Here is a 12,239-nt window from a genome sequence, read left to right as displayed (position 1 = left end):
CTTAAATATTAAATAGATTATTAAACGCTTCTGACATTCCTGGATGATTGTACATCATATCTCTTAAGTAACCATATGGTATATCATGATCCATAGCAAGCTTAACCATGTTGATTAATTCTTCTGAGTTCACACCGTATAGATGCGCTCCTAAAATCTCTCCGGATTCAGTATCTACAACCGCTTTAAATATACCTCTTAATTCATTATTTATATGTGATCTAGGGTGTCCACTCATCAGCATGCTTTTCTCTTGTGCATTGAAGCCCGCTTCTTTTGCTTCATCAAGAGTATAGCCGACTTTAGAGAACGGTGGGTCAATAAACTTAGTATATTGGATATTTTTTCTGTCATCACTGGTATAAGAACCATCTTCTAAGAGATGACTTTTTACTACTCTGAAGTCATCTAGTGAAGTATAAGTGAACTGCATACCGCCTTTAACATCGCCGACTGCATAAATATTATCAACAGAGGTTTGTAAATGTTCATCAACAACAATAGCGCCTCTATCATCTGTATCAATTTTAGTATTTTCTAACCCTAAGCCCTCTGTATTCGCTTTACGACCTGTGGCAAATAAGACAGCGTTCGAGGTTACTGCTTCACCACCTGATAATGATACTGTGATATCTGAACCATTATCAGCCACCTTCTCAGCCTTTTTGCCAAAGATAAAGTTAATGCCACTTTCTTTCATATCTCTAGTGATTTCATCTTTAATTTCCTTATCTTCATTTTTTAGAATCCCATCGTCAGGTACGATAATGTTAACAGTGGCTCCAAAGGCGTTGTACATCGTTGCAAATTCTAGACCGATATACCCCCCACCTACAATGGTTAAAGTTTCAGGTAGCTTTTCCTCATTTAGTAGACTGGTACTTGTGTATATCTTTTCAGAATCCATATTACCTTCTAAAGGTGGTATAACACTTGTTGCACCGGTGTTGATGAAGATTTTATTGGCAGTGATTGATTCAGTTCCGCCATCTTTTTTGCTGACTTCTATTTCCTTCTCATTTACAAATTTTGCTCTACCGTCAATGACTTTAGCGTTGTCTAAATCTGCAACTGAGTGGTAATTTTTCTTATTTAACTTCTCTATCGTATTAAATTTACGTTCAATCGCAGCACTGTATTCCTTACCTTCTAGAGCATCATGCATTAAAAGTTTAGTTGGAATACAAGCAACATTGATACATGTTCCACCATACATATTTGTCTCCTCTTCGACTAATGCCACTTTCCAATCCTTACTAGAAAAAGCTCCAGCTAAAGTTTTTCCAGCCTTACCAAAACCTATAATCAATGCATCATAATGTGCCAAATCGAGCATCTCCTTAACAATTAAAATTAAACTTTTATATTTACCACTTATGAACCTTATATAAACTAAAAGATTACTTTGTCCATTAACAAGTAATCTTCAACTTATGATTGACGTATTTAGCTTGGAGATCTACTACAATATCTTTGTACTTCAAAATTGACACCTCTATTTTATTAGCACCTTTTGATTTTCTAAGTACAGAATCAATACGTGCAGCAACTTCATCTACGTCAAAAGGTTTAACAATGGAATCATCCTCACCACTTCTAAGTGCATCTATTTTTACACCTTGATCATCCTTAGCAGAAATAACGATAATAGGTGTTGTGCCAAAAGATTTAATCTTTTCTAAAAGTGTCTCACCAGATAAACCTGGTAACATTAAGTCCAGGCAAATTAAATCCCACTGTTCTTCTTTTAAATAGATTAAAGCCTCTGTTCCTGAATAAGCTGATTTTGAATGATAACAAGCTTGTTTTTACTATCTCACTTAACAGCTTATTGATATCATTATCATCTTCTACAATCAAAATTTTTGTCATCAACTTTGACAAATCCAATATTCTTATCGTTGTATTTAAGCATAAAAAAACACCCCACATTATTCAATGTGGAGTGTCTGCATAAACATTTGTATTGCTTACTCAGCAGGGTTAAATTGTAATTCAGCATTGATTTTAACGTCTTTAGAAACAAGTACGCCACCAGTTTCTAGAGTTTGGTTCCAAGTTAAACCGAAGTCCTCACGGTTAATTGAGAAGTTTGTTTCAAAACCGTAAACAGTTGGACCAAATGGACTTACGCCGTGACCGTTGTAAGTTAGTGGTACTGTGATTTCTTTAGTTACGTCTTTAATAGTTAAGTTACCTGTTACTTGGTATTGTGATTCAGAACCTTCAATTTTAGTTGATTCGAAAGTCATTTTAGGGAACTCTTCAGTTTCAAAGAAGTCTCCAGAACGTAAGTGAGCGTCACGGTCTTCAACACCAGTGTCGATTGTTGCAACATTTGCTTCACCTTTAATTACTGCAGTTGAAAGATCTTCAATATCATCAACTTCTACATCGATAGACCATTCTCCAAATGAACCTCTTACTTTTGTTACCATCATGTGTTTTACTGTGAACTCTAATTCTGAGTGGGCAGTATCTGCTACAAATTTAGCCATTTTTAAATCTCCTCCAAAGTATATTTAAATTAATTGTTTCAAATTCGAATTATTACAATGATTATAATAATATACTTAGTTACAAAAAGCAAGTAAGAAACCATAAATAATTTAATAATCTTTTACTTACTTCGTAACTAACTATATCCATACATCATAACCTTAAACATTTGTTATAATTATATTTAATATATTTTCTTAAAGGGGACACTATGACTAACTACAAAACACTTTATTCTGACATATACAATAAGCTGTCTGATGATGATCAGACAGCATTTGATTCTTTAAATAATGAATTGGACAAATTGCATGTTACAGAAGATGCTAAATATGAAAAACTTTATAATTTAATAACTGAAATGCGTAAGCATAATCAAGACTACATCGATTACTATGGAAAAAAAACAACTGATCTTGCAAAAATAGAAGCTAAAACCCTCCCGAAAACACGTGGCAATTACTGGGTGGACTTTTCTGTTCTGCTCTTTTATTTTACTGTTTTATATACAGCCATCACAGTCATATCAGGTACCATCACTCTATCGATTACCTTAGTAATAGGTTTGATTATGATATTCCTTATGGTTCCGTTCATGAATCATGGCATTAAACATCGGGCGTCGAGTCGTGGGAATAATCAAATGCTCTCGACCTTGATCTTTCTAATCTTATTTATAATCACAAACCTATTAGTAATCTTCGTTAACTCTGAATATTTAAATGCATTTAAAATTGCAAGCTATGACGAATCAATTTTCGAATCCATACTGTTCTCATTTTTCGTCTTGGTTTTTGTCGCGTCACTATACTTTTTAATTACATCAAAAACAATGGCTACAAGAATAATTTTTATAGTATTAATTATTTATAGTTTTGGTAGAATCATATACCCATTCGATTTTTTAAATGGAGTGTCGGATTTTATCGTTAAATACTTTATGTTCATTGGTATCATCGTGATTATTCTCTTCCAATATTTTAGAAGCAAAGAAAGTAAGGCATAAAAAAAGTGGTTAGGAAATTTTCCTAACCACTTTTACTATTACTTTTTAGTCTAAAGGCTAATATGAAGCCTATAAAAGATAGAATTGCTGCAAATAAGAATGACATATTCACACCGTGAATCATTCCTGACACGCCTTCTGCTGGATTTTGTGTATTTGTCATGATTGAAACCAATATAGCCGTTCCGACTGCTCCTGCAACTTGACGCATCGTATTATTCATTGCTGTACCATGCGGGACGAGTTGGTCTGACAATTGATTTAAACCTGCTGTCGTTGCTGGCATCATCACCATTGCAACCCCGAGCATTCTAAAAGCATTGACTATAGCTAAGTACCAAAATGTTGTCTGGTCATCTAGAACAGAGAACATAAGCGTTGTCACTGTCACTACAGCAAGCCCAATTACTCCGAGCCACCGGGCACCGTACTTATCAAATAAACGCCCTGTTACCGGACTCATAATCCCCATGATTAAGGCACCTGGTAACAGCATCATACCTGATTCCATAGCAGAGAATCCAAGCATGGTTTGCATATAAATCGGCAGTATAACTGCCCCACCAATCATTGACATAAAAACAATCATTCCGATTACAGTAGACAGAGTAAAAATATGATCCTTAAATACACTGAATTCTAATACAGGTTCTTCTAAGTAATTTTGTCTACGAATAAATAAGAATAAAGTAATTGCTCCAATAATAATCGGCAGAATTACAATTGGACTTAGCCATCCGCTATTACCTGCAACTGAGAATCCTAGAAGTAAGCCACCAAATCCTAATGTTGATACAATAATCGAAGTCATATCTAACTTAGGATCCGTTTGTTCTGTCACATTTCTTAAAATGAAGTAGGCAACGATTATATCAATAATAACAATCGGTAATACCATTAAGAATAAGCCTCTCCATGGGTAAATTTCAACAAACCACCCTGATAAGGTTGGACCGATTGCCGGAGCGAAACTGATGACTAAACCAAACATTCCCATTGCCTTACCACGTTCTTCTCTTGGGTAAGTTAAAAATAGGATTGTTTGCATTAAAGGCATGACGATACCCGCCCCAGCAGCCTGTAGTATTCTACCAATTAGTAGAATCGAGAAATTTGGTGAAATTCCACAGATTAAAGTTCCCAAACCAAATAAGGATAAGGCAGTAAAAAATAAAGTTCGGGTTGAAAACTTATTAATTAAGAAAGCTGTTATGGGTATCATAATACCGTTAACTAGCATGAATACTGACTGTAACCACTGTGCAACATCAGCCTCAAGATTCAAATCGTCCATTATATGAGGAATGGCAGTTGCGAGTAGCGTCTGATTCAGTATCGCAGCAAAAGCACCCGATAGCAGTACAGCCATCAGGATTGTACGATTACGAGTCGTTAAATATTTTTTATTTTCTTGTGTATTTGTCATAATATTCCTTCTTTCCTGGACAAGCAACAGGATTAATTGTATTATACAACTATATATCATGTCAATCTTCATACTATATATAAGAAAGGTTTGACATAAATTGACAAAAAATAAGTCGCTTGAAAAATTAGAACTACAACTTGCCATGATGGTGAGGCGTATTAAAAAACAAACTGCTAATGTAAACAAAGAACAGCAGTTAAAATCAGCAAGTTATTTAATCCTTCTACTGATTTCAGAATCCGGACCAATGGGTGTTAAGCAGATTGCTTCACTACTTCACTTAGATATATCTACAGTAAGTAGACAAGCAGCTGAACTCCAAGAAGAAGGTAAACTCGAGAAGAAACAATCTAAAAAAGATGGTCGTTCCTATGACTATCAACTGACAAATAAAGGTATTGAATCATTAAACAAGGCGCATCACTATAGACAAGAACGGTTTAGAAAAGTAACAGATGAATGGGATGACAATGATATAGAAACCTTTGCCCATCTATTGAAGAAATTTAATGATATTGGTAATGAATAAGACGAGTGTTGGGTTTATGATTAACATCCCAGGATCTTGGGGTGTCTACGGCGATATGGTGTTAGCATCCGGCAAGTGGATAGTGATGTTGATCCTTCATCAACATCCTAGACAAGTAGAAATGATACGACGTACCCTCATCACCTTCCAAACAACCTAGAATGGGAACGACGACTCATCACTATCCAACACCGCACCACACACAAAATAAACCATGCGGCATCTGAAAATTCTTAGATGCTGCATGGTTTTTTATCTTACTTATCTTGAATACTTAAGTCTTTAAAAAATTTAAGTATTCTCTCGTTCATATCGTCTTGATTTTCAGTATAAAGATATTGATGCCCTTCATTCTCGTAAGCAACCAACTCAACATCCTTGTCTTCTTCTTTCATTTTCTCATACATTTGTTCTGATTCTGAAAATGGCACTCTTACATCATGGTGGGAATGGAATATCCTTAAAGGACTACGAATTTGCTGTGAATTATTCAGCGGTGCAATACACTGCATAAATTCATCATGTTCTCCGATGAAGCCATATTCATAAGAACGTTGTTCTCTTCTCCACGGAGGCGTATTAGAAAGTAGCGTCGTAAAATGAGAGATTCCCACAATATCGACTGCACCTTTCCATAATTTAGGGAACTGAGTGATCAGTAGTAAGGTCATGAAGCCCCCATAACTCCGCCCCATAACAAAAATATTATTCTCATCTGCATGATGATAGTTAATCAAATGCGACCGTAACGCCACGACATCCTTTGCAGCATCCATACGTTTTTCTTGGTTATCTAAACCAATGTAAAACTTAGAGTATCCTGTCGACCCTCTAATGTTTGGCACTGCAACTTGGAAGCCTTCCTTATAAAGTTTATAATACAGCTCATTAAACTCTGGTCGTGCCTGAGATTCTGGACCTCCATGAACATGTATGGCTGTCGGTATATTTTCTCCGACATGTTCATATAGATAATAAGGTACATCTAAACCATCAAACGATGGAAAAGTCTGATATGTTGTCGCTAAAGTTTCCTCTAATGTTTCATTACCAAATACTTTTGTAGTTGTATTTCTCATCAAGTCATATTCATAAATACTGTGCGGTGAGGTCATGCTTGAAAATATCATATAAAGTTTGTCATCTTTATTTTGAAGTGAATGCACAACACCATTTCTATAAAAGTCTAATGACTCTAAAAGGTCATCTTTAATATTATATTTAAATAGCTTACTAAACCCATTCTTATTTAACTCAAATACGACATTTTCCTTATCACCCAAGACAAGGATTTTTTCTATATCCCAGTGAAAGTACGTCAGTTTTTTAAACTCAAATGTATTCTTGTTAAGTAAATATAAGTTAAGGTGACCTTCTAAGTAATCACTTGTAAATACTGCATTTTCATCATTTAATGAACGATAGTTTGAAAATCGACCTACAGGGAGTGGCAGTTTATCTAGCGCGCCAGTATGTACGTTAAAAAGATAAACATCCTTATCAATGTTATTTACTGACTGACTAAGTAAAATACGCTCATCATCGAATTTAGACACAATGTTTGTTGGTCTAGTAAAAGTTGCCATTACTTCAAGAGACTGATCAGTAGATTTCATCAGTTCAAAGTCTTTTCCATCTTTATGATTTCGTAAAAAGACAAGATGATCTTTTATAAACACACCATAATGATTATAAAAATCATCGTCATTTGTTAAATCAAGCTTTGTATTACCTTTAACAAACTTGAGTTGTTCACGTTCGTTTCCATTGTGATCCACAGCATATAGTAAGCCGTCGTCAACAAACCAAAAGTTCTTCACGTTTTCCTTTTCATCTGTCACTTGTTTATGTGCCTGTTCATACAGACTGTAACTATATAACTCTCTTTTACCAGTAGAATCAGCTATAAAGTACAGATTTTCCTTTTCTTCATCTAACTTCAATGAGAGATACTTTGTAAATTCTGTCAAAGCTACACCTTCTTTAAGTAAATAGTATCTTATATATAAAAATACCCTAATCCTTAACAGAATGTAAGGATTAGGGCTTTTTTTAAGACATTTTATTTATTGAAGTAATCTACAGCAATCTGTGCGCCAACTTTAGCGTTGTTGTAAACTAATTTGATGTTTGCATCCAGTGATTTACCTTCAGTTTTTTCAACGATCTTACCAAGTAAGAAAGGTGTAGAATCTTTACCACCGATACCGTTCTCTTCAGCTTCTTTAACAGCAGCAGCAACAATACCATCGATGTAATCTTTATCTAACTCATCTTCTTTTGGAATTGGATTCGCAATTACTACGCCACCTTCAAGTTCAAGGTCATGTTTTGCTTTGATGATGCTTGCGATTTCTTCAGTGGTTTCAGTAACTGTGTTTAATTTAATGTCACTTGTACGTGTGAAGAATGCTGGTAATACCTCTGTTTGATAACCAATAACAGGCACACCTTTTGTTTCAAGGTATTCCATAGTTCTATCTAAGTCTAAAATCGATTTTGCACCAGCACAGATTACTGCAACATCTGTTTTACCGAGTTCATCTAGGTCAGCAGAGATATCCATAGTCTCTTCAACACCACGGTGAACCCCACCGATACCTCCAGTTACGAAGAATTTAATACCAGCCATTTCTGCACAGATCATAGTAGAAGCAACCGTTGTCGCACCAATTCTTTTCGTTGCAACAACTTCAGCTAAATCACGACGAGATACCTTAGCAACACCTTCAGAGTTACCAAGTTTCTCTAGAGATCCTTCATCTAAACCAACTTTGATACGACCATCCATGATTGCGATTGTCGCTGGCACAGCTCCACCTTCACGAATAATATTTTCAACAGTTTTAGCCATTTCAATATTTTGTGGGTAAGGCATACCGTGTGAAATAATTGTAGATTCTAAAGCAATAACAGGTTGATTATTTTCTAAAGCTGTTTTAACTTCTGGATGTAAGTCGATTAAATGATTCATTATAATTCCTCCATGTCTTTTATTAGTTGTTTTTCCGATAAATCCTGACGGACAGTAAAAGGTGTTTCAATAGTCTTACGGCTATTCGTCATTGCCATTTTGACAATATCATCGATTTTATAGCCTTTCAACCAGCCAAAGACAATTGCACTAGAAAATGAATCCCCAGCACCTGTTACATCGACAACATTGTCTGAAGCTGTAATACTATAAATTTTACTTTCTCCATCCGCATTGCTGTAAGCTATAGATTTGACGCCATTTGTCACAATGACATTGCTAATCCCTAATTTAGTCCACTTTGCTGCTGACTCCACCAATGCCTCATCAGAATCAATTTTAATATTGAACTGTGTCTCAGTTTCATCTCTATTTACGATTAACCAATCTACAGAATGAAGTTTCTCAGGTAGTCGGTTCATCTTTGGACCAGAAACGGGAATTAGTACAAGATTTAGATCATATTTATCAGCATAAGCACATAAAAATTCGAGCGTTACTTTCGGTGTGTTTAAATCAGCAATGATGCATTTGGCACGTTTTAATATGTATGTTTGTTTTATCAGTACTTCAGGTGTTAGATGATCATATATATCCATATCAGCTAAGCCATACTCCATATCACCTTCATGGCTTAAGAGCGCTGTATAACATCCTGTGCTTTGGCCAGATATATGTTCAACAAAATCTAAATTGATGTATGGAGATGTTAAATCATATATTGACTGCCATTCACTATCATCACCACGTGTTGTAATCAAGGCCACATTTTCTCCCAATCGTCCTAAATTTTCACCGATATTACGAGCAACCCCACCTACTGATTGAGACGACTGTATAGGATTAGATGTCCCATGAATCAAGTCTTCATTAACAAAGAATTTGCGGTCCACGTTAGCAGCACCGACACAAACAATTGGAAATTCCGTATTCAACACATATGCTTGACCTTGTATAAATTCCTTTTTAACTAAGTCCGATATTATTGTTGCAACTGAAGCGTTAGTCAGACCGAGCTTTTTACTCAGCTCATTCTGTGAAATAAAAGGGTTCTTCTTTATATGTTCTAAAACGTCATTCTCTTTAGGATGCATCCTAATCCTCCTAACTCACTTCTTATTGCTTATATTATATATGAAATAAGCAATAAAAACTTATTTTAACATAAATAAAGACTTATTATGTGAATAAATCACAAATATTTTGAACAAGTTGAGAATAATTTCTCTTACCCATGCAAAATTTATTAATTAATTAAAAAAAGCTCACAGCTTTTGCTGTGAGCAATAGTACCACCGGTCGGGATCGAACCGACACTCTCTTACGAGAATTGGATTTTGAGTCCAACGCGTCTGCCAATTCCGCCACGGTGGCTCATCATTATAAAAAAAGACTAATTAGTCTTCTAATTAGTAAAAATGGAGCGGAAGATAGGATTTAAACCTATGTCTTGCTTCAGGAAGAAGCATGTTCTAAACACTAAACTACTTCCGCATTTTATATATTAATAAAGGCGCCAACCGGATTTGAACCGGTGATAAAGGATTTGCAGTCCTCTGCCTTACCACTTGGCTATGGCGCCAAAGTAAACCTTAAAAAGAACTGGGCTGGAAGGATTCGAACCTTCGCGTCACGAGACCAAAACCCGTTGCCTTACCGCTTGGCTACAGCCCAATATGGGGCGGCTGATGGGGATCGAACCCACGCATGCCGGAACCACAATCCGGTGTGTTAACCACTTCACCACAACCGCCATATTTTAAAAGCAGGGGTAGTAGGAATCGAACCCACATCAAAGGTTTTGGAGACCTCTATTCTACCATTGAACTATACCCCTATACAAATGGAAGGGGGCAGATTCGAACTGCCGAACCCGAAGGAGCGGATTTACAGTCCGCCGCGTTTAGCCACTTCGCTACCCTTCCGTAAATATGCCGGCCAGAGGACTTGAACCCCCAACCTACTGATTACAAGTCAGTTGCTCTACCAGTTGAGCTAGGCCGGCTTAAAAATGGTGGTTCAGGACGGAATCGAACCGCCGACACTGTGAGCTTCAATCACATGCTCTACCAACTGAGCTACTGAACCACTACATATTATCTTATAAATAAAATGGCGGTCCCGACGGGAATCGAACCCGCGATCTCCTGCGTGACAGGCAGGCATGTTAACCGCTACACCACGGGACCATAAAAAATAATTGCGGGAGAAGGATTCGAACCTACGACCTCCGGGTTATGAGCCCGACGAGCTACCACTGCTCCATCCCGCGATAATAATATTAGTTTAAATAAAAATGGCGGAGGAAGAGGGATTCGAACCCCCGCGAGCCGTTAAGCCCCTGTCGGTTTTCAAGACCGATCCCTTCAGCCGAACTTGGGTATTCCTCCGCGATATAAAGTTATGGTGGACCTTGCAGGACTCGAACCTGCGACCCAACGGTTATGAGCCGTTTGCTCTGACCAACTGAGCTAAAGGTCCAACTATGGTGGCGGCAGAGGGGATCGAACCCCCGACCTCACGGGTATGAACCGTACGCTCTAGCCAGCTGAGCTACGCCGCCGAGTTAAATTTTAATAATAATGGTGGAGACTAGCGGGATCGAACCGCTGACCTCCTGCGTGCAAAGCAGGCGCTCTCCCAGCTGAGCTAAGCCCCCATTATATTTATAGGACCTAATCTAAAGATTAGAATCGGGAAGACAGGATTCGAACCTGCGACCCCTTGGTCCCAAACCAAGTGCTCTACCAAGCTGAGCTACTTCCCGTTATTTAATTAAGCGCGCCCAAGAGGAGTCGAACCCCTAACCTTTTGATCCGTAGTCAAACGCTCTATCCAATTGAGCTATGGGCGCATCAGTAAAACTATTTAAATGGTGCCGAGGACCGGAATCGAACCGGTACGATAATCACTTATCGCAGGATTTTAAGTCCTGTGCGTCTGCCAGTTCCGCCACCCCGGCTTAAACTGGAGCGGAAGACGGGATTCGAACCCGCGACCCCCACCTTGGCAAGGTGATGTTCTACCACTGAACTACTTCCGCTGATCATATATTCGTTTTTATAATTTAAAATGGTGCGGGTAAAGGGAGTCGAACCCCCACGCCGTGAGGCGCTAGATCCTAAGTCTAGTGCGTCTGCCAGTTCCGCCATACCCGCGTATAAAATGTGAGCCATGCAGGGTTCGAACCTGCGACCCTCTGATTAAAAGTCAGATGCTCTACCAACTGAGCTAATGGCTCTAATTAAGAGATGGTGCCGGCCAGAGGACTTGAACCCCCAACCTACTGATTACAAGTCAGTTGCTCTACCAGTTGAGCTAGGCCGGCTTAATGGTGGAGAATGACGGGTTCGAACCGCCGACCCTCTGCTTGTAAGGCAGATGCTCTCCCAGCTGAGCTAATTCTCCATTAAGTAAATATTATCTTACATTCTTAATCAAAAATCAATACTTTATTTACAGAAATTATAAAAATTATGTAAGCCTGGCAGCGTCCTACTCTCACGGGACGTCAGTCCAACTACCATCGGCGCTGGAGAGCTTAACTACTGTGTTCGACATGGGAACAGGTGTGGCCTCTCCGCCATCGCCGCCAGACTTTGAATGTATATACATTCAAAACCAAATAGAAGTGTCAGTAAAGAGTGAACGCACTCATTTATTTCTTACTTTGAATAAGTCTTCGATGGATTAGTATTCGTCCGCTCAATGTGTCACCACACTTACACGCCGAACCTATCAACCTCATAGTCTCTGAGGCATCTATTGGGGAAATCTCATCTTGAGGGGGGCTTCATGCTTA

10 protein-coding genes, 23 tRNA genes and 2 rRNA genes are annotated in these 12,239 nt (G+C 37.9%); 3 read left to right on the top strand and 32 right to left on the bottom strand.

What is annotated here, in order from left to right; all coding sequences use genetic code 11:
• Window position 1 precedes the first annotated feature (1 nt).
• The 3 genes from H624_RS0104685 to H624_RS0104675 all read right to left on the bottom strand — a co-directional run bounded on the left by H624_RS0104685 (window position 2) and on the right by H624_RS0104675 (window position 2,498).
• A complete protein-coding gene (locus tag H624_RS0104685; protein ID WP_035856165.1) occupies window positions 2-1,336 on the bottom strand; it encodes an FAD-dependent oxidoreductase in 1,335 nt (444 codons plus the stop codon).
• 76 nt (window positions 1,337-1,412) lie between these two features.
• Window positions 1,413-1,757, bottom strand: a complete 345-nt coding sequence (locus H624_RS12185) for a response regulator transcription factor (protein WP_084145727.1) — start codon at window positions 1,755-1,757, stop codon at window positions 1,413-1,415.
• A gap of 213 nt (window positions 1,758-1,970) precedes the next feature.
• Complete coding sequence (locus tag H624_RS0104675; protein WP_026866559.1) at window positions 1,971-2,498, bottom strand: YceI family protein; 528 nt, start codon at window positions 2,496-2,498, stop codon at window positions 1,971-1,973.
• Between the two features lie 212 nt (window positions 2,499-2,710).
• On the opposite strand from H624_RS0104675, the gene H624_RS0104670 reads away from it, so the two are divergent.
• Window positions 2,711-3,505, top strand: a complete 795-nt coding sequence (locus H624_RS0104670; RefSeq protein WP_026866558.1) for a hypothetical protein — start codon at window positions 2,711-2,713, stop codon at window positions 3,503-3,505.
• 22 nt (window positions 3,506-3,527) lie between these two features.
• On the opposite strand, the gene H624_RS0104665 is transcribed toward H624_RS0104670, so the two are convergent.
• Window positions 3,528-4,931, bottom strand: coding sequence for an MDR family MFS transporter (locus tag H624_RS0104665; protein ID WP_026866557.1), 1,404 nt, complete (start codon window positions 4,929-4,931; stop codon window positions 3,528-3,530).
• Between the two features lie 100 nt (window positions 4,932-5,031).
• Here H624_RS0104665 and H624_RS0104660 point away from each other — a divergent pair, with 100 nt between their 5' ends.
• Both H624_RS0104660 and H624_RS0104655 read left to right on the top strand, forming a co-directional pair.
• A complete protein-coding gene (locus H624_RS0104660; protein WP_026866556.1) occupies window positions 5,032-5,463 on the top strand; it encodes a MarR family winged helix-turn-helix transcriptional regulator in 432 nt (143 codons plus the stop codon).
• Complete coding sequence (locus tag H624_RS0104655; RefSeq protein ID WP_166627051.1) at window positions 5,456-5,623, top strand: hypothetical protein; 168 nt, start codon at window positions 5,456-5,458, stop codon at window positions 5,621-5,623. The genes H624_RS0104660 and H624_RS0104655 overlap by 8 nt, the downstream gene beginning before the upstream one ends.
• Window positions 5,624-5,720: 97 nt before the next feature.
• Here H624_RS0104655 and H624_RS0104650 read toward each other — a convergent pair whose 3' ends face one another.
• From H624_RS0104650 to H624_RS0104515, 28 genes are all read right to left on the bottom strand, one after another.
• On the bottom strand, window positions 5,721-7,433 hold the full coding sequence (locus H624_RS0104650; RefSeq protein ID WP_026866554.1) for a S9 family peptidase: 1,713 nt from the start codon (window positions 7,431-7,433) through the stop codon (window positions 5,721-5,723).
• Between the two features lie 92 nt (window positions 7,434-7,525).
• Complete coding sequence (locus tag H624_RS0104645; protein ID WP_026866553.1) at window positions 7,526-8,437, bottom strand: pseudouridine-5'-phosphate glycosidase; 912 nt, start codon at window positions 8,435-8,437, stop codon at window positions 7,526-7,528.
• Complete coding sequence (locus H624_RS0104640; RefSeq protein ID WP_026866552.1) at window positions 8,437-9,531, bottom strand: carbohydrate kinase; 1,095 nt, start codon at window positions 9,529-9,531, stop codon at window positions 8,437-8,439. The genes H624_RS0104645 and H624_RS0104640 overlap by 1 nt, the downstream gene beginning before the upstream one ends.
• Before the next feature lie 196 nt (window positions 9,532-9,727).
• Window positions 9,728-9,811, bottom strand: a tRNA-Leu gene (locus H624_RS0104635).
• A 45-nt stretch (window positions 9,812-9,856) separates the two neighbouring features.
• Window positions 9,857-9,931 (bottom strand) — tRNA-OTHER (locus tag H624_RS0104630).
• Window positions 9,932-9,948: 17 nt separating this feature from the next.
• A tRNA-Cys gene (locus tag H624_RS0104625) sits at window positions 9,949-10,019 on the bottom strand.
• Between the two features lie 20 nt (window positions 10,020-10,039).
• A tRNA-Gln gene (locus H624_RS0104620) sits at window positions 10,040-10,111 on the bottom strand.
• A 3-nt stretch (window positions 10,112-10,114) separates the two neighbouring features.
• Window positions 10,115-10,190: transfer RNA gene (locus H624_RS0104615), tRNA-His, on the bottom strand.
• A 13-nt stretch (window positions 10,191-10,203) separates the two neighbouring features.
• Window positions 10,204-10,274, bottom strand: a tRNA-Trp gene (locus tag H624_RS0104610).
• 7 nt (window positions 10,275-10,281) lie between these two features.
• A tRNA-Tyr gene (locus tag H624_RS0104605) sits at window positions 10,282-10,362 on the bottom strand.
• Window positions 10,363-10,369: 7 nt separating this feature from the next.
• Window positions 10,370-10,442, bottom strand: a tRNA-Thr gene (locus tag H624_RS0104600).
• Between the two features lie 7 nt (window positions 10,443-10,449).
• A tRNA-Phe gene (locus H624_RS0104595) sits at window positions 10,450-10,525 on the bottom strand.
• Window positions 10,526-10,550: 25 nt separating this feature from the next.
• Window positions 10,551-10,626: transfer RNA gene (locus tag H624_RS0104590), tRNA-Asp, on the bottom strand.
• A gap of 11 nt (window positions 10,627-10,637) precedes the next feature.
• A tRNA-Met gene (locus H624_RS0104585) sits at window positions 10,638-10,709 on the bottom strand.
• A gap of 25 nt (window positions 10,710-10,734) precedes the next feature.
• A tRNA-Ser gene (locus H624_RS0104580) sits at window positions 10,735-10,827 on the bottom strand.
• Window positions 10,828-10,841: 14 nt separating this feature from the next.
• Window positions 10,842-10,918, bottom strand: a tRNA-Ile gene (locus H624_RS0104575).
• Window positions 10,919-10,923: 5 nt separating this feature from the next.
• Window positions 10,924-11,000, bottom strand: a tRNA-Met gene (locus H624_RS0104570).
• Between the two features lie 20 nt (window positions 11,001-11,020).
• Window positions 11,021-11,096, bottom strand: a tRNA-Ala gene (locus H624_RS0104565).
• A gap of 34 nt (window positions 11,097-11,130) precedes the next feature.
• Window positions 11,131-11,204 (bottom strand) — tRNA-Pro (locus tag H624_RS0104560).
• 13 nt (window positions 11,205-11,217) lie between these two features.
• Window positions 11,218-11,291: transfer RNA gene (locus tag H624_RS0104555), tRNA-Arg, on the bottom strand.
• A gap of 19 nt (window positions 11,292-11,310) precedes the next feature.
• Window positions 11,311-11,399 (bottom strand) — tRNA-Leu (locus tag H624_RS0104550).
• Window positions 11,400-11,405: 6 nt separating this feature from the next.
• Window positions 11,406-11,480, bottom strand: a tRNA-Gly gene (locus tag H624_RS0104545).
• Window positions 11,481-11,510: 30 nt separating this feature from the next.
• Window positions 11,511-11,595, bottom strand: a tRNA-Leu gene (locus H624_RS0104540).
• Between the two features lie 10 nt (window positions 11,596-11,605).
• Window positions 11,606-11,678: transfer RNA gene (locus H624_RS0104535), tRNA-Lys, on the bottom strand.
• A gap of 11 nt (window positions 11,679-11,689) precedes the next feature.
• Window positions 11,690-11,765: transfer RNA gene (locus tag H624_RS0104530), tRNA-Thr, on the bottom strand.
• 4 nt (window positions 11,766-11,769) lie between these two features.
• A tRNA-Val gene (locus H624_RS0104525) sits at window positions 11,770-11,845 on the bottom strand.
• 74 nt (window positions 11,846-11,919) lie between these two features.
• Window positions 11,920-12,034, bottom strand: a 5S ribosomal RNA gene (gene rrf, locus H624_RS0104520).
• Between the two features lie 73 nt (window positions 12,035-12,107).
• A 23S ribosomal RNA gene (locus H624_RS0104515) occupies window positions 12,108-12,239 on the bottom strand; the annotation flags it as partial.

The sequence above is a fragment of the Jeotgalicoccus marinus DSM 19772 genome (assembly GCF_000425825.1).
Lineage (GTDB): Bacteria > Bacillota > Bacilli > Staphylococcales > Salinicoccaceae > Jeotgalicoccus > Jeotgalicoccus marinus.
Note: the sequence above shows the minus strand (reverse complement) of the source record. Positions and strands in the feature narration are given on the sequence as shown.

What these genes read in the sequence shown, in the direction of transcription:
- H624_RS0104670 (WP_026866558.1), top strand. Translation starts at nt 2,711, where the DNA reads ATGACTAACTACAAAACACTTTATTCTGACATATACAATAAGCTGTCT.
- H624_RS0104640 (WP_026866552.1), bottom strand. Translation starts at nt 9,531, where the DNA reads ATGCATCCTAAAGAGAATGACGTTTTAGAACATATAAAGAAGAACCCT.
- H624_RS0104675 (WP_026866559.1), bottom strand. Translation starts at nt 2,498, where the DNA reads ATGGCTAAATTTGTAGCAGATACTGCCCACTCAGAATTAGAGTTCACA.
- H624_RS0104685 (WP_035856165.1), bottom strand. Translation starts at nt 1,336, where the DNA reads ATGCTCGATTTGGCACATTATGATGCATTGATTATAGGTTTTGGTAAG.
- H624_RS0104655 (WP_166627051.1), top strand. Translation starts at nt 5,456, where the DNA reads ATGAATAAGACGAGTGTTGGGTTTATGATTAACATCCCAGGATCTTGG.
- H624_RS0104645 (WP_026866553.1), bottom strand. Translation starts at nt 8,437, where the DNA reads ATGAATCATTTAATCGACTTACATCCAGAAGTTAAAACAGCTTTAGAA.
- H624_RS0104665 (WP_026866557.1), bottom strand. Translation starts at nt 4,931, where the DNA reads ATGACAAATACACAAGAAAATAAAAAATATTTAACGACTCGTAATCGT.